The organism is Streptomyces sp. NPDC041108, assembly GCF_055592645.1.
Map to the genome: position 1 here is coordinate 394,412 of NZ_JBVIYK010000006.1, position 20,130 is coordinate 414,541.

The window sequence follows — 20,130 nt, forward strand, 5'->3', positions numbered from 1 at the left end:
ACACTCCGTCCGGCACCGGGGAGGACGGCGGTCTCACCCCGTGTGCTCGTCCGCCACGGACAGGGCCGCGTCGAGGGCGGCGAGACCCTCCTTGAACTCGGTCTCCGTGATGTTGCACGGGGGGACGACATGGGTGCGGTTCATGTTGATGAAGGGCCACAGACCGTTCGCCTTGGCGGCGGCGCCGAAGGCGAGCATGGGGGCGTTGGCCTCGCCGGCCGCGTTGTAGGGGACGAGGGGTTCGCGGGTCTCCTCGTTCTTCACCAGTTCCAGCGCCCAGAACATGCCGGTGCCGCGTACCTCGCCGACCGAGGGGTGGCGCTCGGCGAGTTCGCGCAGGGCGGGCTCCACGACCGAGGCGCCGAGGCGGGCCGCGTGGGTGACCACGCCCTCCTCCTCCATGACGTTGATCGTCGCGACGGCGGCGGCGCAGGCCAGGGGGTGCCCCGAGTACGTGAGACCGCCGGGGTAGGGGCGCCGGGCGAACGTCTCGGCGATCGCGGGGGAGATGGCGACGCCGCCGAGGGGGACGTAACCGGAGTTCACGCCCTTGGCGAAGGTCATCAGATCGGGGACGACGTCGAAGAGGTCGGCGGCGAACCAGGTGCCCGTGCGCCCGAAGCCCGCCATGACCTCGTCCAGGACGAACACGATCCCGTACTTGTCGCACAGCTCCCGGACACCGGCCAGATAGCCCGGCGGCGGGACCATGATCCCGGCCGTGCCCGGGATCGTCTCCAGGATGATCGCGGCGATGGTCGACGGCCCCTCGAAGGTGATCGTCGTCTCCAGGTGCTCGAGCGCCCGCGCGCACTCCTGCTCCTGCGTCTCCGCGTGGAAACGGGACCGGTAGAGGAACGGAGCCCAGAAGTGCACGACCCCCGCCGTGCCGGTGTCGCAGGCCCAGCGGCGCGGGTCGCCCGTGAGGTTCACGGCCTGCTGGGTGCCGCCGTGGTACGAGCGGTAGGCGGCCAGCACCTTGGGGCGGCCGGTGTGCAGCCGGGCCATGCGGACGGCGTGCTCGACGGCGTCGGCGCCGCCGTTGGTGAAGAAGATCTTGTCCAGGTCGCCGGGGGTGCGCTCGGCGATCAGCCGGGCCGCCTCCGAGCGGGCCTCGACGGCGAACGCCGGGGCGAAGGTCGTCATCGTCGCGGCCTGCTCCTGGATCGCCGCGACGACCTTCGGGTGCTGGTAGCCGATGTTCGTGTAGACGAGGCCGCTGGTGAAGTCGAGGTAGCGCCTGCCGTCGTAGTCCCAGAAGTACGAGCCCTCCGCACCGGCGACGGCGAGCGGGTCGATGAGTTCCTGCGCGGACCAGGAGTGGAAGACGTGCGCACGGTCCGCGGCCTTCACCGCGGCGCCGGCCTGGGGGTTCGGCTGAGGGGTCATGAGGGCGAGGGTAGGCGGCGGGGACGGGGAGGGGACATCGGCGACGTGTATGGGGCGGGCTGCCGCCGCACGACACAGTGTCGCCCTCCGCGCCGGCCCTCGTGCGCGGGAAGCCCCACCGGGCCCGCGGTCGGCACCCCGCCCACTCCACAACCAACTCATTGACAACACACTGTCGAAATGACAACATGTTGTCATCAAGGGGCCGAGGTGCTTCAGGAGGAGCCATGACCGATCACAAGCCCGTTCATCTCGCCGTGTACGACACCTACGCCGACTGGGAGACCGGCCACACGACCGCCTGGCTCGCCCGTGCCGGACGGCGGATCCGTACGGTCGGGCCGACCCCCGAACCCGTGCGGACGATCGCGGGCGTACGCATCCAGCCCGACGAAGTCCTCGGCGAACTGCGGCCCGAGGACAGCTCGTTGCTGATCCTCACCGGCGCGGACCTGTGGGACGCCGGCGACGACCTGGCGCCGTTCGCCCGCAAGGCGCGGGAGTTCCTGGCGGCCGGCGTGCCGGTCGCGGCGATCTGCGGGGCGACCGCCGGGCTCGCGCGAGAGGGGCTGCTGGACGACCGGGCCCACACCGGCGCGGCCCCGTTCTACCTGGCCGCCACCGGCTACAAGGGCGGCGAGCGGTACGTGGAGGCGGACGCCGTCACCGACGGGCTCCTCGTCACCGCGGGCCCCACCGAACCCGTCGCCCTCGCCCGTGAGGTCTTCCGTCTCCTCGGCGTCTACGAGGGCGAGGTCCTCGACGCCTGGTACCGCCTCTTCCACGACTCGGACGCGGAGGCGTACGCCGTCCTGGAGGCGGCGGGACGGTGAGCCGCGACCAGCAGGACCTGCTCAGCCGCACGGCCGTCGGGGTCTTCCGGCTGAACGGCCAGTTCCTCTCCGTGGCCGACGAGTTGACGCGCCCGGCCGGGCTGACGGCGGCCTGGTGGCAGGTGCTGGGCGCGGTGCTGCCGGAGCCGCTGCCGGTCGCCGGGGTCGCCAGGGCCATGGGCGTCACCCGGCAGGGCGTCCAGCGGGTCGCCGATCTCCTCGTCGGCCGGGGGCTCGCCGAATACGTGCCGAACCCGGCCCACCGCCGGGCCAAACTCCTCGCCCCCACCCCGGCCGGCCGCGCCGCGATCGAGCTGGTCGAACCCGGCCACGCGGCCCTGGCCGCCCGCCTCGCGCGCGAGCTGGGGGAGGAAGAGTTCGCGGAGACCGTACGGGTGATCGAGCGACTGTCGGGTGTCCTCGACCGTCTCGCCACGTCACCGGGGGCCGACGCGGCCCCGGCCGCTGTTACGGAACCGTAGACACCGCTCCATCCGCCTCCCCGTGCGGCCGCACTACGATCGGTCCGTTGCGCACGTACGCGACGTACCCGTACGTACGCGTACACATATGCAGGGGGAGACGGGGGACGGTGGCCATGGAGAAACTCGGGCCTGGGGATCCGCAGCGCATCGGGGCGTACCGGCTGCTGGCGCGGCTGGGGTCGGGCGGTATGGGGAACGTGTACCTGGCCCGCTCCGAGCGCGGCCGTACCGTCGCCGTGAAGCTGGTCCGGCAGGAGCTGGCGGAACAGGAGGAGTTCCGGGCCCGGTTCCGTCAGGAGGTGCAGGCCGCACGGCAGGTGGGCGGGTACTGGACCGCGCCGGTCCTGGACGCGGACACCGAGGCGGGCATCCCGTGGGTCGCCACCGGGTACGTCGCCGGGCCGTCCCTGCAGTCCGTGGTCGGGCGGGATCACGGGGCGCTGCCCGAGCGGTCCGTACGGATCCTCGCGGCGGGCCTCGCGCACGCGCTGGAGGACATCCACGCGGCGGGCCTCATCCACCGCGACCTCAAGCCGTCCAACGTGCTGGTGACCATCGACGGGCCGCGCGTCATCGACTTCGGCATCGCGCGGGCGCTGGAGACCGTCACGGACGGCGGGCTCACGCGCACCGGCGCGCTCGTCGGTTCGCCCGGTTTCATGGCCCCCGAACAGGTGCGCGGCGACCGGATCACCCCCGCCTGCGACGTCTTCTGCCTCGGCTCCGTCCTCTCCTACGCGGCCACCGGCAACCTCCCCTTCGGCGCCGCCAACTCCGGTGTCCACGCCCTGATGTTCCGCATCGCCGAGGAGGAACCGGATCTGGAGGGGCTGCCGGAGGGCCTGTACGACGTCGTCCGCGAGTGCCTGCGCAAGGACCCCGCCGCCCGTCCGACCCTGGCCCAGATCCTCCAGCGCACCGGCGCCGAGGACACGGTCTTCGCGGGCCGGTCCCGGGACCCCTGGCTGCCGAGTGCCCTGGTGGCCCAACTGGGGCGTCACGCGGTGCAGTTGCTGGACGCGGAGGATCCGGAGGAGTCGGCGGACGGTACGGGAGGGGCGGGGGCGCCCGGGGACACGGCGGCCGAGGGCGAGTCGGCAGGGCCGGCGGACAGCGGTGCCCCGGGGGCGTCCGCTCCCGCCGGGCAGCCGTCCGGGGCGCCCTCCCCGGCACCGGCCGCTCCCGCGCTCGCGCCGTCGGCTCCGCCCGTGTACCCGCTGGGCGCACCCGACGCTCCGTACGGCGGGTCCGGTGCCGCCGCGCCCCCAGGCGCCGGTGGGGCGGCGACCCCGGCCGGACACCCGGCCGCCGTGCCCGAGGCGGACGCACCGCCCTCGCCGGGCGCCGCGCCCCTGGACCGGACGCCGACGCAGATCGCGGGAGCGGGGGCCGGTGCGCAGCCGCCTCCGCCCAGCGCCCCGCCGGGCCCCGCGCCCGCCGGGTACGGCTTCCCGCAGCACTACACCCAGCAGCCCGCCGGCGGATACGGGCAGCAGCCCGCCGCCCCCGGGTACGGCTACCCGCAGAGCGCGCCGTACGGCGCGTACGGGCAGGGGGCGTACGGCGGTGGGCCGGGGGCCGGTGCCGCTCCCGGGGCGGGGCTCGGCCCGACCCCGCCCTACGGCCCCCATCCCGTCCACGGGCTCGGCCCCGGGGCGACTCCCGGCGGACAGCCCGAGCCGCCGCGCGGCAGCCGGCGCTCCTCCGTGCTCCTCGTCGCCGTCGCGCTGGTCGTCGCGCTCGGTGCGGGCGGCTCGGTGTACGCGTTGATGAACAAGGGCGGGGGCGGGGGCAAGGAGGACGACGCGAAGGGCGGGGCGACGACGAGCGCGCCGGAGACGCCGGGACCGACGTCGCCCGAGCCGACGGATCCGGGGACCTCCCCGCAGGAGACCACCGAGTCGCCCGACGCCGGCACGGTCCCGGAGGGCTTCCTCGGCACCTGGAGCGCCACGTTGCCCGGCTCCGACACCCGCCGCTTGATCATTCAGCAGGGCGAGGTCGGCGACACGGTGCTCTCCCTGACGGCGGACGGCCCACTCGAAGGCGGCGGCACGTACCACTGTGTGTTCGAGGCGGCGCTGACGGACGAACCCGCCGACGACGGCCCACTCGACATCGGCCCCTCGACCGTCACCACCGGTGAACCGGCCGCATCCTGCTCCCCGGGCGCCGCCACCACGGTCACCCTCCTCCCCGACGGCCGGCTACGGCGCGTCGACACGGCGGGCAAGTCGGTGACCTACACGAAGTCGGACTGAGCGGACGCGGACGGCTTCCGGCGGGTGCGTGAGCCGGGTGAGAGCGACGGATTCACGGGCCCGCATGCGACGGTCCCGCGAGCCTGGATGCGACGGCTCCGCGGGGCCTGGAAAGCAGCGGGCGCAGCCCTGCTTCCCAGGGGCGCGGGGAACTGCGCGAGAAGCCCCACCGGACCCGCACCCGAGAACGCACTCGGCCGCCCCGCCCCACCCGCACACCAGGCTCCGCTACCGTGCCTCCGGCGGCCGCTGCCGAGGCATGTTCGGCCGCGCCCCCGGCGGCATCGGCACCCGCCCGTTGCCGTTCACCTCGGGCCGTACGACGGCGCCCCCGGCGTGCACCCCGAGCGGAGCCGGACCCGTCCGGAACTCCACCATCCAGTCCGCCGTCTCCGCCCGCACCAGCTCCGTCACGTCCTCGGAGAACCGCCGGAGCACCCCGAGACACCGCTCCGCGGCCTCCCCGGCCGTCCCCTCCGCCGGACCCAGCACCTCCCGCGCGCTCTCGGACGCCCAGTCGAACCGCAGCATCTGGAGCCGCCGCTGCACCGCCTGGGCCGTGGCGACGTCCCGCATCCATCCGGAGGTGACGCCGAAGAAACGGTCCACCCCGACACACGCCACGCAGGTCAACAGCGCGAGATACCCCCAGGGCGCCGCCCCGCCCACCGCCCCCGTGAGGTCGAGCAGCGGCAGCGCCGCCCCGGTGAGCGCCCCCGCCGCCGCCCCGATGCGCAGCACCCGAGCCGTCACCCGTTTCCACACCCGGTCCGCGAGATACCACGCAGCCGTCTCCAGAGCCGCCCGCTCGACCCAGTGGTACAACTCCTCCAGCCGCTCCGCCGGCGCCCCCCAGTCCCCCTGCGGAAACGGCCGCCCGGCCAGATCCCCCACCCACGGCCCGGCCGCCGACGACCACGGCTCCGCCCACAGCCCGGACCCCTCACCCCGCCCGTCCTGGGGTCCCCCCTCGGGCTGCATCTCCGGCTGGCTCACCCGGCACTCCCTACGTACGTACGGCGCTCACGCACCACCCTGACGCGGCCGGACCCCTTCCTACCGCCCAATGGGTGGCGAAGATGGTGTTTTCACCGCTTTTCCCCTGGAAGATGCCCTTGATCAGATATACGAATCCCCGCTGACTCACTCGAAAGAGTGGCGCGGCACGGGCCCGGCCGACCACGTAGGCTCGTGGCGACCGTAAGAACGTGAACGGTGACGCCCGTCGGTGGACGGTGACGCCCGTCTGTACTCGTGCGAGGGAGCTGAACGTGATCCCCGGTGGTGGCCAGCCCAACATGCAGCAGCTGCTCCAGCAGGCCCAGAAGATGCAGCAGGACCTGGCGAGGGCGCAGGAGGAGCTCGCGCGGACGGAGGTCGACGGTCAGGCGGGCGGCGGCCTGGTGCGCGCCACCGTCACCGGCTCCGGCGAACTGCGCGCGCTGAAGATCGACCCCAAGGCGGTGGACCCGGAGGACACCGAGACCCTCGCCGACCTGGTCGTCGCGGCCGTCCAGGCGGCCAACGAGAACGCCCAGACCCTCCAGCAGCAGAAACTGGGCCCCCTCGCCCAGGGCCTCGGCGGCGGTGGCGCGGGTATTCCCGGCCTGCCCTTCTGAGCGCCTCCGCGACCCCTGTCCGACCCCATCCGTGCCCCGTACCGCCTTCCTCGGAGCGGTGGGGGCCGACTACGGTACGTACTGAATGACACCAGGAAGGACGGCAGTCCGTGTACGAAGGCGTGGTCCAGGACCTCATCGACGAGCTGGGGCGGCTGCCCGGCGTCGGTCCCAAGAGCGCGCAGCGGATCGCCTTCCACATCCTGCAGGCGGAGCCGACGGACGTACGGCGGCTGGCGCACGCGCTCCTCGAAGTGAAGGCGAAGGTCCGCTTCTGCGCGACCTGCGGCAACGTCGCGCAGGAGGAGCTGTGCGGGATCTGCCGCGACTCCCGCCGTGACACCACGGTCATCTGTGTCGTGGAGGAGCCGAAGGACGTCGTGGCGATCGAACGCACTCGCGAGTTCCGGGGCAAGTACCACGTCCTCGGCGGCGCGATCAGCCCGATCGAGGGCGTCGGCCCCGACGACCTGCGCATACGGGAACTGCTGGCCCGCCTGGCCGACGGCACGGTCACCGAGCTGATCCTGGCCACGGACCCGAATCTCGAAGGCGAGGCCACGGCCACGTACCTCGCCCGCATGATCAAACCCATGGGCCTCAAGGTCACCCGCCTGGCCAGCGGCCTCCCGGTGGGCGGCGACCTGGAATACGCGGACGAGGTGACCCTCGGCCGCGCCTTCGAGGGGAGACGATTGCTGGATGTCTGACGCCACGCTGCACGCGACGGACCTGAACCCGGACGACTTCGCGGTCCAGATCGCGGACCAGATCGAGAGCTTCCTGGTCGCCGTCACCGAGGTGGCCAAGGGCGACGAGCCCGACTCGGCCGTCCCCTTCCTCCTCCTGGAGGTGTCCCAGCTGCTGCTGGCCGGCGGCCGTCTCGGCGCGCACGAGGACATCGTCCCGGACGAGCGCTACGAGCCGGACCCGGGCCCCGAGACGGACGTCGACGAACTGCGCGAACGCCTCGCCCTGATGCTGGAGCCGGTCGACGTCTACTCCGAGGTCTTCGACCCCTACGAGCCCCGCAAGGCGCCGGTCCCCGCCCGGATCTCCGACGACCTCGCCGACGTCGTCGCCGACCTCCGCCACGGCATGGCCCACTACCGCGCCGGCCGCACCAGCGAGGCCCTGTGGTGGTGGCAGTTCTCCTACTTCTCCAACTGGGGCTCCACAGCTTCGGCGACGCTCCGCGCCCTCCAGTCCCTGGTCGCCCACGTCCGCCTCAACCAGCCTCTCGCCGAACTGGACGGCCTCGACACCGACCAGGAACTGATGGGCGACGAGACCCTGGAGTTCGAGGCGGGCCAGGTCATGGCGGAGGAGATCGCGGGGCCGCTGGGGCTGGGCAGGAAGGTCAAGTAGCTCGGAGACCGAGTCCCGTCCCGCGCCGGACGGGACCGGATCACGTCCGGCGTGCCGGTGGCAGGACTTCTGCACGTGTGACCACCGGCGGTAGCGTAGGAACCGTCGTCGTACGTCTCCCTTTCGCGCCCTCCCGACAGGAACCGGACCCAGTGACGTGACCGTTGTCCTGCTCCTTCTCGCCGCCGTGGCCGTGACCGCCGCGGTGCTGGGCCCCCGCACCCTGCTCAAGGCGAGGTGGCCCGAGCGGGAACCCGTGGTCGCGCTGTGGGCGTGGCAGTGCCTGGTGGCGGCGGCGCTGCTGAGCTGCCTCGCGGCGCTCGTGCTGGGCGCGGCGGCGGTGTTCGAGACGGTCCGCACGCGCGCCTTCGCGCCCGCGCCCCCGGCCGTGACCGCCGCGTACGACCTCACGGCCGCGCCGCCCTGGACGGCCGTGCTGACGCTGGCGCTGGCCCTGGGCGCGGCCTGGAGCGGGGCGATGCTGGCCCGGGAGCTGGTCGAGGCCCGCCGCCGCCGGCAGCTGCGGCGGGCGCACCTGCGCGAGCGCGCCCCCGACCTCCCGGCCGGGCTGCCGCAGACGAAGGGTCCACTGCTGGTCCTGGAGGACGAGTACCCGGACGCGTGGCTGATGCCGGGCGCGCCACCCCAACTGGTCGTCACCACCGGCGCGTTGGGCAAGCTGAGCGACCGTCAGCTGGACGCCGTGCTCGCCCACGAACTCGGTCACGCCCGCGCCCGCCACGACTGGCTGCTCCACCTCTCCACCGCCCTCGCCACGGGCTTCCCGCGCGTCCCCCTCTTCGCCCACTTCGCCGACCAGACCCACCGCCTCGTCGAACTCGCCGCCGACGACACGGCCTCCCGCCGTTGCGGCCACCTGACCACGGCCCTGGCTCTCATCGAACTCAACCAGCACCGGGGCGTGTTGAGCTGCTCCAACACCCGCCGCCTGCTGGGTGACCGGGTCGAGAGGCTGCTGGAGCCCCCGCCCCGCCTGGACCGCACCCGCCGCGCGGCCACCACCACGGCCGCCGCGCTCCTCGCCCTCCTCCCGCTCCTCATCGCGTTCGCGCCGGCGCTCGGAACGCTCTAGTCGGGCTGCTGCTCCTGGAGGAAGTCCAGGAGCACGGCCGTGAGTTCGGCGGGGGCGTCCTCCTGGACGAGGTGCCCCGCACCGGCGATCGGCTCGAACCGCGCGCCGGGGACGAGACTCGCCAGCTCCCGCCCCTTCGCCAGCGGGATCCACCCGTCCTCCTCGCCCCAGCACACCAGGGCAGGGATGCCGATCTCCCCGTACCGGTCCTGTATCTCGTCCGTGTGGGCCTGGTCCGCCTGGGCGATCTGCCGGTAGAAGGCGGGCTGCCCGTGTTCGCCCAGCCACGGCTGCACGAGCCGGTCGAGGACGGTGGGGTGCAGGCCGGGACCGCCGGCGGAACCGACGTACTCCCGCACCAGGGCCCGGTGCAGTGCGGGCGGCAGCTGCTCGAAGACGTCCGCGTGGCGGCCGAGCAGCCGGAAGGAGGGCGTACCCCACGGGGCGAGCGCCACGGGGTCGACGAGGGCGAGTGCGCGGTAGCGGGCGCCGTGCAGCAGGTGGGCCCGCAGGGCTGTGGCCCCGCCGAAGTCGTGCGCGACCACGAACGGCTCCTCCAGCCCCCAGTGCGCCAACAGCTCGGCGAAGACCCACCCCTGCGCGGCCAGCGACACGTCCTGACCGGTGTGCATGTCCGACTCCCCGTACCCGGGCATGTCCCACACGAACACCTGGTACCGGTCGGTGTCGGCCAGCGCCTGGGCGATGCCGCGCCACACGTAGGAGGAGAAAGGGGTGCCGTGACAGAGCACGACCGGTTCCTGCCCGGCCTCCCCGATCGTGCCCCACCGCACGGCCCCCGACGCACTACGGAACGTCTCAGTCAGCAGCACTTCGCTCATGGCTGTCTGTTACCCCCTGGAACGCCGTCGTCACTGCGGCGAGCAGTGACTCCGGTTCCACGTAAGGAGTGTGAGGCGTCGGCTCGGAGTACCGGCGCAGCGGATACGTGTTGCCGTCGAGGGCCGGGATGCCGACGTACGTGACCCTGCGCATGTTCGCGTAGTTCAACCCGAACCGCCGGACGCCCGGCAGCCATGCGTGTCCGTGCACCGTCCCCGGCCGCAGCAGGAAGTACACCCACCGGAACCCCACCTGTTCGCGTACGACCGGCCCGGCGTCCCCCTCGGTCACCTCGGCCAGCCTGTCCGCGACCAGTTCCCCGCGCCGGCCCTCGATCCGTACGGCGTCGAAGTGCACGGTGTCCCGCCTGCGCAACGTCATGGTGCAGGTGCTGCCCTTCGAGCGCGTCATCAGCGACGCCCTCATCGGGCCGATGGTGCTGCTGGAGACCCGCGACCACGAGCGGTTCGCCTTCACGGAAGGGCCGTTCGTCAGCGAACTGTCTGCCGATCCCAGCATTGTCGGTCGCGTGAGCGAGCGGCTTAGAGAAGTTCGCCTTCCGTGGCATGGTCGAGCTGCCCGACCCGGTGAACATCACCTCGGACACCGAGAACCTCGACGAGTACGTGGACCGACGGAGAATCACCTTCGCCCCGTCACCGACCCGTCACCCTCCGTGCTTTGGGTGAGCCCTGGCCGCCCCCTGTACGTCTCCTACACGGCCCCTAACCGGCGTCACGCGAATCTGGAGTCACTTCCACCGCACACGAAGCGGAGGCAGTAACACCCCAACTTCGCACAGGAGATCGCGATGACCCGCAAGAGCCGCATACGCGCCGCCATCGTCACCGCCACCGCACTCGTCACCGCCGGCACGGTCACCGCCGGGGTCAGCATCGCCGGGGCCGAGGCCGCGCCGAAGAAGCCGTCCAAGAAGGAGATCGCGGCGCTCTTCGACGGCTGGAACAAGACGTTGAGGACCGGCGACTCCAAGAAGGTGGCGGACCGTTACGCGAAGGACGCGGTGCTCCTGCCGACGGTCTCCAACAAGATCCGCACCGACCGCGCCGAGATCGTCGACTACTTCAACCACTTCCTGGAGAACAAGCCGGTCGGCAAGAAGACCAAGACGATCATCAACGTCCTGGACGCCAACTCGGCCATCGACACCGGCTCGTACTACTTCATCCTCACCGACCCCAAGACCGGCGAGAAGCGGCGCGTGGACGCCCGCTACACCTACGAGTACGAGAAGCGCAACGGCGTGTGGAAGATCGTGAACCACCACTCGTCGATGATGCCCGAGGGCTGATCCGCAGCCGGCCCCCCAGTCGTGGCTGGGCCAGACCCCCCGGCCCAGCCACTCCGGACCGGCTGAGCCACCTCTCCCGGCTCAGCCACCCCCGTGCCGCGCCGCACGCAACGTGAGCGCGACGCACAACCCGCCCCCGGGGGCGTCCTTGAGGGCCACGGTCCCGTTGTCGTCGGTGACGAGTTGCTTGACGACGGCGAGACCGAGGCCCGAACCGGACTTCCCGGTGAGGCCCTGACCGCGCCAGAAGCGGTCGAAGGCGCGGGACTTCTCGGCGTCCGACATACCGGGCCCCTCGTCCAGCACCGACAGCACCACCTCGTCGCCCCGGGTCTCCACCAGGACCGTGATGGTCGCACCGTCCGGCGAGACCTCCAAGGCGTTCGAAAGCACGTTGTCCAGGACCTGGTCCAGATGACCGGGACTGGCCAGCACAAGCGGCCGGCCGTCGGCACTCCCCCTGAGCGTGATGGTGACTCCGCGCTCGTCGGCGGCCGGTCTCCACACGTCGAGACGTTCCTGGATGATCTCCCTGAGGGACAGCGGTTCCGCCGCCGTCACCTTCGCCTCCGCCCGCGCCAGCACCAGCAGGCCGTTGACGAGGCGGCTCATCCGGACCACCTCGGCGGTGGCCTGCTCCACGTCCTCCCGTACGAACTCGTCGTCCGTGCCGTCCGCGATGTTGTCCAGGGACAGCCGCAACGCCGTGAGCGGGGTGCGGAGTTGATGCGAGGCGTCGGCCACGAAGATGCGCTGCGAGGCGATCAGCGTGTCCAGGCGTTCGCCCGCCTGGTTCAGCGTGCGCGCCAGGGTCTGTGTCTCCTGGGGGCCCGTCACGGGGGAGCGGGCCGTCAGGTCCCCGTCGCTCATCTTGCTCGCCATCTCGTTGAGCTGGCGCAGCGGCGCGGTCAGGCGCCGGGCGGCGTAGACGCCGATGATCGCGGCGGCCAGGAGCACCAGGACCGCCAGCCCCGCCCGGAAACCCCAGATCTGCCGGAGCCGGGCCGTGAGGTCGTCGGTGGAGAACTTGATACGGACCGCGCCGACGACGTCGTCCGTCCCGGTCCCGCCGTCCGGCGAGTGCTCGAAGGCGGGGACGGTGACCACGAGGTTGTCACCCCAGATGAAGTCGGAGCCCCAGTCGACGGTGCTCCTGCCGTGGTCCAGGGCCGCGGTCAGCGCCGCGTCCGCCGTCGGCTCCTTCAGCCCCTCCCGCGCACACCGGTTGGTCGCGGTGACCTCGACCTCCTCCTCGTCGGACGGATAGGCCCCGGCCATCTTCGCCAGGGCCGCGCAGGACGCGGTGTCGCCGGCGCCCAGCAGTTGGGCCATGGTCGTGGCCTCGCGCGTGAGGGCCCGGCCGGTGTCCCCGCGCAGCTGGTCGGTGAGCGTGAACGCCACCGGCACCGTGAACAGGGCGATCGCCACCGCCACGAGGAGCACATAGCTGCGGATGAGCTGACGGATCATGACGCGCCGGAGCCCTCACTGCCGTCGGCGCCCGTGCCCTCGTTCACGATGAGCCGGAACCCCACGCCCCGCACCGCCTCGATGGTGATCGCCCCGGCGAGCTTGCGCCGCAGTGCCGCCACGTGGACGTCCAGCGTCTTCGTCGGGCCGAACCAGTTCGCGTCCCAGACGGCTTCCATGATCTGCTCGCGCGACATCAGCGCGCCCGGCTCCTCGGTGAGGAAGGCCAGCAGGTCGTACTCCTTGGGGGCGAGCCCCACCTCCGTACCGTCGAGGTGGACGCGTGCGGCCTTGCGGTCGACGGTGAGGCGCGGGCCGTAGCGGTCGGGGCCGGCGGCGGGCGCGTCGGCGGCGCGCGGCTGCACCCGGCGCATCACCGCCCTTATACGGGCGATCACCTCGCGGACGCCGAACGGCTTGGAGACGTAGTCGTCGGCGCCCAGCTCCAGCCCGACCACGCGGTCCGTCTCGTCGCTGCGGGCGCTGATCACGATGATCGGCACCTGGCTGCGGTCCCGCAGGGCCTTGCACACATCGAGGCCGTCGGTGTCGGGCAGACCGAGGTCCAGGAGGACGACGTCGTACGGTCCGCCGTACGACAGCGCCGCCCCGCCCGTGTTGACCCACTCCACCTCGAAGCCGTATCGCAGGAGTCCACGTCGCAGGGACTCGGCGACCGGCTCGTCGTCTTCCACCAGAAGTACGCGCACGGCCACGACCTTAGTGCTTGAAAGTTTGCGTTCCCTCGTCGCGGGGCCCCTCGGTGTGACTCCAGGCACTTTTCCCCGTCCGCGCCGACTGTTCGGCTCCGGCCTGGGCAGGGACGTTCCCGGAGCGGCCGAAGGTCCGGGCGAGAAGCCAGGGTGAAACCGGTGGAAGGCCCGGAGAAAACCCAGGTGATCAAAGGGTGAGCGGGACATCTCACCATGCGATACCAGGGAAGGGATATTCGGCCGCTCGTTAGACTGAGCCGACCGCCGCAGCACGCTCGACGACGTATGAACAACGTACGAGTGCGTGTGTATGTGCGGAAATTAGGGACTGAAACGGAGCGAGGAGCGCACGTGGGCCTTGTCGTGCAGAAGTACGGAGGCTCCTCCGTAGCCGATGCCGAGGGCATCAAGCGCGTCGCCAAGCGGATCGTGGAAGCGAAGAAGAACGGCCACCAGGTGGTCGTCGTCGTTTCCGCGATGGGCGACACGACGGACGAGCTGATCGATCTCGCCGAGCAGGTGTCACCGATGCCTGCCGGGCGTGAGTTCGACATGCTGCTGACCGCCGGAGAGCGTATCTCCATGGCACTGCTGGCCATGGCGATCAAAAACCTGGGCCACGAGGCCCAGTCGTTCACCGGCAGCCAGGCAGGCGTCATCACCGACTCGGTCCACAACAAAGCCCGGATCATCGACGTCACGCCGGGGCGCATCCGGACCGCGCTGGACGAGGGCAACATCGCCATCGTCGCCGGTTTCCAGGGCGTCAGCGCCGACAAGAAGGACATCACCACCCTCGGTCGCGGCGGGTCGGACACGACCGCCGTCGCGCTGGCCGCCGCGCTGGAGGCCGAGGTCTGTGAGATCTACACCGACGTCGACGGCGTCTTCACCGCCGACCCGCGGGTCGTGAAGAAGGCGAAGAAGATCGACTGGATCTCCTCCGAGGACATGCTCGAACTGGCGGCGTCCGGTTCGAAGGTGCTGCTCCACCGCTGTGTCGAGTACGCCCGCCGCTACAACATCCCGATCCACGTCCGCTCGTCCTTCTCCGGACTGCCGGGCACCTGGGTCAGCAACGAGAAGCCAGAGTCGCAAGGGGACCACAAGGTGGAGCACGCCATCATCTCCGGAGTCGCCCACGACGTCTCCGAGGCCAAGGTCACGGTCGTCGGCGTCCCGGACAAGCCGGGCGAGGCCGCCGCGATCTTCCGCGCCATCGCGGACGCCGAGGTCAACATCGACATGGTCGTGCAGAACGTGTCCGCCGTGACGACCGGTCTGACCGACATCTCCTTCACCCTTCCCAAGACCGAGGGCCGCAAGGCCATCGACGCCCTGGAGAAGAACAAGGCGGGCATCGGCTTCGACTCGCTGCGCTACGACGACCAGATCGGCAAGATCTCCCTGGTCGGCGCTGGTATGAAGACCAACCCGGGCGTCACCGCCTCCTTCTTCGAGGCCCTGAGCGACGCCGGCGTGAACATCGAGCTCATCTCGACCTCCGAGATCCGTATCTCGGTCGTCACCCGCGCCGACGACGTGCCGGAGGCCGTGCGCGCCGTGCACACCGCCTTCGGACTCGACTCCGACAGCGACGAGGCGGTCGTCTACGGGGGTACGGGTCGTTGATGACCGTCGTCCACGGAGATGACGGTCGCCGATGACCGTCATCCAGGAAGCGGGCGGTCGCTGATGACTGTCCTGCGCGAAGGCGGCGGCCCCGGTGGGCGTCATTCACGAAGGCGGCCGTCTCCGACGGCCGTCCCGCGCGAAGGGCGGCGGTCCGTGACGGCCGTCCTGCACGAAGGCGGCGGTCCGTGATGGCCGTCGACGCCGGGCGGGCGGGCCGGCCGACGCTCGCGGTCGTGGGCGCGACCGGTGCCGTCGGCACCGTCATGCTCCAGATCCTGTCCCACCGGGCCGACATCTGGGGCGAGATCCGTCTGATCGCCTCCCCGCGCTCGGCCGGCCGCAAGCTGGCCGTGCGCGGGGAGCAGGTCGAGGTGGTGGCGCTGACCGAGGGCGCCGAGGAGGTCCTCGACGGGGTCGACGTCGCCCTGTTCGACGTACCTGACGAGGTCGCCGCGCACTGGGCGCCGATCGCCGCCGCCAAGGGCGCGGTCGTGGTGGACAACTCGGGCGCCTTCCGGATGGACCCGGAGGTGCCCCTCGTCGTCCCCGAGGTCAACGCGCACGCCGCCCGCGTCCGGCCGCGCGGGATCATCGCCAACCCCAACTGCACCACCCTCTCCATGATCGTGGCGCTCGGCGCGCTGCACGCCGAGTTCGGGCTGCGCGAGCTGGTGGCCTCCTCGTACCAGGCGGTCAGCGGCGCCGGCCGGGCCGGTGTGCAGACCCTGCGGCAGCAGATCGCCCTGGTCGCCGGTACGGAACTGGGGACCACCCCCGGTGACGTACGGCGGGCGGTCGGCGACGACACCGGGCCCTTCCCCGAGCCCGTCGCGCTGAACGTGGTGCCCTGGGCCGGGTCGCTCCGCGCGGACGGCTGGTCCTCGGAGGAGATGAAGGTCCGCGACGAGTCCCGCAAGATCCTCGGCCTGCCGAAGCTGCCGGTCGCCGTGACCTGTGTACGGGTGCCGGTCCTCACCGCGCACTCCCTCACCCTGCACGCCCGCTTCGAGAGCGAGGTCACGGTCGCCAAGGCCCGTGAGATCCTCGCCACGGCCCCCGGGGTCGTCCTCTACGACGATCCGGGCGCGGGGGAGTTCCCCACCCCCGCCGACGTGGTCGGTACGGACCCGACCTGGGTCGGGCGCGTACGCCGGGCCCTGGACGATCCGACGGCCCTGGAGCTGTTCGTCTGCGGCGACAACCTGCGCAAGGGCTCCGCCCTGAACGCCGCGCAGATCGCCGAGCTGGTGGTGAAGGGCGCATAGGGGGCTGAGCCCGCTTCATCCCGAACACGTGAGCCCTTGTCGGTGGCGGCGTGTAAGTTCTTCGAGTCGACGGTTCGGCGGACGGAGGATTTCCGGCCGCGCCGTCGTCGGGTCTCCGGGTTGATTCAGGCCTCCCGGCGACCGAGGATTTTTCCTCCCCGTCCGCCGCAACCGCGCGGCGGGCGGGGAGCGTCTTTCACGGGCGCCCTTCGGCGGGGCTGGGCGCCAACACTCGGGGCTTAGGGGAAGAGCTGGTACGCATGAGGGCGTTCGACGTGCTGTCCGGTGTTCGGCGGGCCGTACCGACAGCTGAGCGCGGCGTGCCGTCGGGCGCGTCTGCCGCGCCGGCCCGCGCAGGTGTCATGGGGACACGTGTGCGATCTGACGTAAAAGAGATGGCTGCCACGTACAACCCCGACGGGGGGTCGCGGGTCCAACAGGCGTGGCAGAGGTACTCGAATTCACCGCGGCACAGACGAGGGGCGCCGCCCTTCGTCCACCCCGCCGTCCCCGCTTGCCCGGTTCGGCCGGCGGCATGCCGGTGATCGCGCCGATGCCCGCGGCGCGGCCGACCCGCATACCCAATCAGCGCGACGGCGCGGACGACACGTCGACGCTGCCGGCCTCCGGCACGACGGTGGATCATCTCACCGAGACCTATCGCGCCCACTACCGCTCGCTTCTCGGGCTCGCGGCGCTCCTCCTCGACGACACCGCCTCCTGCGAGGACGTCGTCCAGGAGGCGTTCATCCGCGTGCACTCGGCGCGCAAGCGTGTCCGTGAGCCGGAGAAGACGCTCGCCTATCTGCGCCAGACGGTCGTGAACCTCTCGCGCTCCGCCCTGCGCCGCCGCATCCTCGGTCTGAAGCTGCTCTCGAAGCCGATGCCCGACATGGCCAGCGCGGAGGAGGGCGCGTACGACCTGCTGGAGCGCGACTCCCTCATCAAGGCGATGAAGGGGTTGCAGCGCCGCCAGCGCGAGGTCCTCGTGCTGCGCTACTTCGCCGACATGACCGAGGCCCAGGTCGCCGAGACCCTCGGCATCTCGCTCGGCTCGGTCAAGGCGTACGGCTCCCGGGGCATCGCGGCACTGCGCGTCGCCATGGAGGCGCCGGCATGAGTACGCACGGCAAGGGCGACGGGCCCGACCGGCGCGACGGGCAGGACGGTCGCGGCGGACGGGACGAACGCGGAGCCCACAGGCGCGCCTCCTGGGGACGCCGGGACGACGACGAACGCGCTGAGGAGCGCGGGGAAGCACGCGCGGACGAGCGCGGGCCGGACGGGCGCGTCGGGGGGCGCGGGCTCGAAGAGCACGAAGAAACGCAATCGCACGCTGGGAACGGAACTGTGAATCACGGCCCCGAAGAACAAGGCCCCCGCCCCACGGGCCAGCCTCTCGAAGGCCGCACTCCGGACGACCCGCCGTCGGAGGTCGCGCTGTCGAAGGGCGCGCAGTCGACCGGCGCGCTGTCGCAGGAGCCGCCGTCGGAGGTCGCGCCGTCGAAGGAGCCGCTGCCTGAGGGCTCGCAGTCGAAGGACTCGCCGTCGGAGGGTTCGAAGCCGGAGGACTCGCCGTCGGAGTGCTCGAAGCCGGAGGGCTCGCAGCCGGAGGGTTCCGCGGGTTCGAGGGCCGCGGATCTGCCTTCGGGGGGCTCGCTGTCCGGGGGCTCGCTGCCGGGTGAGCCGGCTTCGGGCGGCGTGCCTGCGGGCGACCGGCCTTCGGACGGCGTGCCTGCGGGCGACGATGCCGACGTGTCGTTCTTGAACGCGCTGCGGTCCGGCGGCCTGGGTTCCGGTATGCCGGGGCTGAACGGCTCGGGGTCGAACGGCTCGGGGTCGAACGGCTCGGGACCGAAGGAGACCGGCGGGTTCGAGCCGGACGACGAGCTGGTGCTGCGGAACCTGCTGCACCAGGCGGTGTCGGAGATCGAGCCCAGGGACGGCACGCTGGAGCATCTGCGGCGGGCGGTACCGGCGAGGCGGGCGCGCAAGCGGCAGGCCGTCGTCGGCTTGGCAGCCGCCGCGCTCTTCATCGGCACGGCGATCCCCGCGCTCGTCCACGTCTCCAACTCCACCGGCTCCGACCTCCACACCTCCATCACGGGCAACGGCTCGCAGACGCAGGGCAGCGGCGGCGGGTCCAAGGGGCAGACCGGCGGACACGATGCCTCGGGCGGTGGCTCCGGGGGCTCGAAGGACTCCGGCAAGGGCAAGGGCGACAAGGGCAAGGGCGACAAGGGCAAGGGCGGGAACAGCGGCGCCGCGGGCGGCGCTCAGCCGACGCCCACGACCGCTGCCTCCGGCCTGTGCACGTCGGCCCAGCTCGGCGGTGGTGGCAGCGTGGGCGCACCGGACTCCAGCGGCGCCGTCTACGGCTCGTTCCGCGTCTCCAACATCTCCGGCACGAGCTGTACGGTCAGCGGCCCGGGCGGTGTGAGCGTCTCTCCGCAGGGCGCGGCGGACGGGGCGAAGCTCACCGTGGCGAACCATTTCACGGGGGACGCGGCCACCGGACTGCCCGACCCGTCGCTGTCCGTGACGCAGCTGGTGCTGGCGCCGGGCGCGGCGTACGAGGTGCGTTTCGCCTGGGTGCCTTCGGAGCCCTGCCCCACCAGCAGTGGCGGCACGACCGACGGCGGCGGTACCGGTGGCACGGATCCGTCAACCGACCCGACGCCCACGGGGGAGGAGACCCCGGGCACGACCACCGGCGGCTCCAACTCCGTCTCCACCCAGCTGTTCACCGAGGACGGCGTCGTCGACGGCAGCGTCCTCGTCTCGCACACCGCCGAGGGCGGCGTCGCCACCTTCAGCACGGGCGTCGGCAACGCCTGCGCGGGCGTGGTCTACCGCACGGGCCTGATGGCAGGCGCCTGACCGAGCGGTCACGGCCGCGGTCACGGGAAGGGGCCGGCAGGCACCGGCACCGGGTGAGCACCGCCGATCCGCGCGGTGCTCGTCGGCCGGTGGCGGGTGTGCGGGGTGACGGGCGGCGCCGGCCCTACTTGGCCGGCTCGGCTTCCCGGGCGAGGGCTTCGTCCGTCCCGCTCCCGCCCGTCCGGTCGGCGTCCGGGACCAGGCCCAGCTCCGCGTCCCGGATGAACTCGACCTCGCGGCGGACCAGACGGAACCACATGAAGACGACGAAGCCGGCGAAGACGAACCACTCGCCGGTGTAACCGAGGTTCTGGAATGCCTTGAGGTCGAGGCCGGTGCCCTGCGGGGCGGTCGCGGGCACGGCCTTCATCCCCGAGTCGGCCTTGTCCAGCGTGATCCAGGCGTCGTACAGGTCGTCCGGCACGAGGTTCACCAGCGTCGCCGCGCTGATCGCCGACGTCTGCCCGGCCGGAAGCCCGCCCTGGAGGGGCACCCCGTTCGACCCCGGGGTCTCGGACGCCTGCAGCGAACCGGTGACGGTGACCTCGCCGGACGGTGCCGCCGGGGCGCGGTCGGCCCGCGCGGTGCCGGGCAGCCAGCCCCGTACGACGGGCAGCGTCCTGCCGTCGTCGGTGCGCAGCAGCGTCAGCACGTAGAAGCCGTTCCGGCCGTCCAGTTCGCGGTTCGGCACGAGGAGCTCCCCGCCGTACCGTCCGGTGACGGTGGCCAGTTCGCCCGAGGTCTCCTTGTCCACCGGCAGCAGCTCGTCCAGCGGGCGCGCCGGGGCCCGGTCCGCCGGGTCGATCCGCTCGGTCGCCGCACGATGGTCCTGCATCCGGTCCTCGAAGCGGCTCAGCTGCCACGACCCCATGAACACGCAGAAGGGGATGGCGAGCAGCACGAAGACGTTGATCCCCCACCATCGGGGCGTCAGCAGAAACCGGTACACGCCTTCCACCGTACG

The 20,130-nt window shown here is 72.0% G+C and carries 20 protein-coding genes; 13 read left to right on the forward strand and 7 right to left on the reverse strand.

Translation table 11 applies throughout. The annotated features are described in order from the left end of the window. Positions 1-33 precede the first annotated feature (33 nt). Complete coding sequence (locus ACZ6BB_RS19930; RefSeq protein ID WP_471616481.1) at positions 34-1,389, reverse strand: aminotransferase class III-fold pyridoxal phosphate-dependent enzyme; 1,356 nt, start codon at positions 1,387-1,389, stop codon at positions 34-36. Between the two features lie 227 nt (positions 1,390-1,616). On the opposite strand from ACZ6BB_RS19930, the gene ACZ6BB_RS19935 reads away from it, so the two are divergent. The 3 genes from ACZ6BB_RS19935 to ACZ6BB_RS19945 all read left to right on the forward strand — a co-directional run bounded on the left by ACZ6BB_RS19935 (position 1,617) and on the right by ACZ6BB_RS19945 (position 4,968). Continuing rightward, positions 1,617-2,222 (forward strand): DJ-1/PfpI family protein, encoded by a 606-nt coding sequence (locus ACZ6BB_RS19935; RefSeq protein WP_471616482.1) that lies wholly within the window; start codon positions 1,617-1,619, stop codon positions 2,220-2,222. Continuing rightward, a complete protein-coding gene (locus ACZ6BB_RS19940; RefSeq protein WP_471616483.1) occupies positions 2,219-2,704 on the forward strand; it encodes a MarR family winged helix-turn-helix transcriptional regulator in 486 nt (161 codons plus the stop codon). The genes ACZ6BB_RS19935 and ACZ6BB_RS19940 overlap by 4 nt, the downstream gene beginning before the upstream one ends. A gap of 116 nt (positions 2,705-2,820) precedes the next feature. After that, positions 2,821-4,968: a serine/threonine-protein kinase gene (locus ACZ6BB_RS19945; RefSeq protein ID WP_471616484.1), complete on the forward strand. Its 2,148-nt coding sequence runs from the start codon at positions 2,821-2,823 to the stop codon at positions 4,966-4,968. 228 nt (positions 4,969-5,196) lie between these two features. On the opposite strand, the gene ACZ6BB_RS19950 is transcribed toward ACZ6BB_RS19945, so the two are convergent. Continuing rightward, complete coding sequence (locus tag ACZ6BB_RS19950; RefSeq protein ID WP_471616485.1) at positions 5,197-5,964, reverse strand: SLATT domain-containing protein; 768 nt, start codon at positions 5,962-5,964, stop codon at positions 5,197-5,199. Between the two features lie 275 nt (positions 5,965-6,239). On the opposite strand from ACZ6BB_RS19950, the gene ACZ6BB_RS19955 reads away from it, so the two are divergent. The 4 genes from ACZ6BB_RS19955 to ACZ6BB_RS19970 all read left to right on the forward strand — a co-directional run bounded on the left by ACZ6BB_RS19955 (position 6,240) and on the right by ACZ6BB_RS19970 (position 9,048). Continuing rightward, complete coding sequence (locus ACZ6BB_RS19955; RefSeq protein WP_079082087.1) at positions 6,240-6,587, forward strand: YbaB/EbfC family nucleoid-associated protein; 348 nt, start codon at positions 6,240-6,242, stop codon at positions 6,585-6,587. A 110-nt stretch (positions 6,588-6,697) separates the two neighbouring features. Further along, on the forward strand, positions 6,698-7,297 hold the full coding sequence (gene recR / locus ACZ6BB_RS19960) for a recombination mediator RecR (protein WP_471616486.1): 600 nt from the start codon (positions 6,698-6,700) through the stop codon (positions 7,295-7,297). Beyond that, positions 7,290-7,955: a DUF5063 domain-containing protein gene (locus tag ACZ6BB_RS19965; RefSeq protein WP_471616487.1), complete on the forward strand. Its 666-nt coding sequence runs from the start codon at positions 7,290-7,292 to the stop codon at positions 7,953-7,955. The genes recR and ACZ6BB_RS19965 overlap by 8 nt, the downstream gene beginning before the upstream one ends. Before the next feature lie 157 nt (positions 7,956-8,112). Continuing rightward, positions 8,113-9,048: a M56 family metallopeptidase gene (locus tag ACZ6BB_RS19970; RefSeq protein ID WP_471616488.1), complete on the forward strand. Its 936-nt coding sequence runs from the start codon at positions 8,113-8,115 to the stop codon at positions 9,046-9,048. On the opposite strand, the gene ACZ6BB_RS19975 is transcribed toward ACZ6BB_RS19970, so the two are convergent. Further along, positions 9,045-9,890: an alpha/beta fold hydrolase gene (locus ACZ6BB_RS19975; RefSeq protein WP_471616489.1), complete on the reverse strand. Its 846-nt coding sequence runs from the start codon at positions 9,888-9,890 to the stop codon at positions 9,045-9,047. The genes ACZ6BB_RS19970 and ACZ6BB_RS19975 overlap by 4 nt on opposite strands. Beyond that, entirely contained in the window at positions 9,868-10,317 is a 450-nt protein-coding gene (locus tag ACZ6BB_RS19980) for a hypothetical protein (RefSeq protein WP_471616490.1), read from the reverse strand. Before ACZ6BB_RS19980 ends, ACZ6BB_RS19975 begins: the two co-directional genes overlap by 23 nt. Between ACZ6BB_RS19980 and ACZ6BB_RS19985 the strand changes: the two genes are divergently transcribed. Further along, positions 10,271-10,675, forward strand: coding sequence for a hypothetical protein (locus ACZ6BB_RS19985; protein ID WP_471616491.1), 405 nt, complete (start codon positions 10,271-10,273; stop codon positions 10,673-10,675). The genes ACZ6BB_RS19980 and ACZ6BB_RS19985 overlap by 47 nt on opposite strands. A 27-nt stretch (positions 10,676-10,702) precedes the next feature. Further along, positions 10,703-11,203 (forward strand): SgcJ/EcaC family oxidoreductase, encoded by a 501-nt coding sequence (locus ACZ6BB_RS19990; protein ID WP_471616492.1) that lies wholly within the window; start codon positions 10,703-10,705, stop codon positions 11,201-11,203. A gap of 81 nt (positions 11,204-11,284) precedes the next feature. Here ACZ6BB_RS19990 and ACZ6BB_RS19995 read toward each other — a convergent pair whose 3' ends face one another. Continuing rightward, entirely contained in the window at positions 11,285-12,673 is a 1,389-nt protein-coding gene (locus ACZ6BB_RS19995; protein WP_471616493.1) for a sensor histidine kinase, read from the reverse strand. Next, positions 12,670-13,383, reverse strand: coding sequence for a response regulator transcription factor (locus ACZ6BB_RS20000; RefSeq protein WP_471616494.1), 714 nt, complete (start codon positions 13,381-13,383; stop codon positions 12,670-12,672). Before ACZ6BB_RS20000 ends, ACZ6BB_RS19995 begins: the two co-directional genes overlap by 4 nt. Before the next feature lie 354 nt (positions 13,384-13,737). Between ACZ6BB_RS20000 and ACZ6BB_RS20005 the strand changes: the two genes are divergently transcribed. The 4 genes from ACZ6BB_RS20005 (at position 13,738) to ACZ6BB_RS20020 (ending at position 19,166) form a co-directional block, all read left to right on the forward strand. Continuing rightward, positions 13,738-15,018 carry an aspartate kinase gene (locus tag ACZ6BB_RS20005; protein WP_005483785.1) on the forward strand — a complete coding sequence of 427 codons (1,281 nt, stop codon included), beginning with the start codon at positions 13,738-13,740 and terminating at the stop codon, positions 15,016-15,018. Between the two features lie 191 nt (positions 15,019-15,209). Next, positions 15,210-16,286: an aspartate-semialdehyde dehydrogenase gene (locus tag ACZ6BB_RS20010; RefSeq protein WP_471616495.1), complete on the forward strand. Its 1,077-nt coding sequence runs from the start codon at positions 15,210-15,212 to the stop codon at positions 16,284-16,286. A gap of 442 nt (positions 16,287-16,728) precedes the next feature. Further along, positions 16,729-17,406: a SigE family RNA polymerase sigma factor gene (locus tag ACZ6BB_RS20015; RefSeq protein ID WP_471616496.1), complete on the forward strand. Its 678-nt coding sequence runs from the start codon at positions 16,729-16,731 to the stop codon at positions 17,404-17,406. 635 nt (positions 17,407-18,041) lie between these two features. After that, positions 18,042-19,166: a hypothetical protein gene (locus tag ACZ6BB_RS20020; RefSeq protein WP_471616497.1), complete on the forward strand. Its 1,125-nt coding sequence runs from the start codon at positions 18,042-18,044 to the stop codon at positions 19,164-19,166. A 124-nt stretch (positions 19,167-19,290) separates the two neighbouring features. Here the strand turns inward: ACZ6BB_RS20020 and ACZ6BB_RS20025 are convergent, their stop codons facing one another. Then, positions 19,291-20,115, reverse strand: coding sequence for an SURF1 family protein (locus ACZ6BB_RS20025; protein WP_471616498.1), 825 nt, complete (start codon positions 20,113-20,115; stop codon positions 19,291-19,293). Positions 20,116-20,130 lie beyond the last annotated feature (15 nt).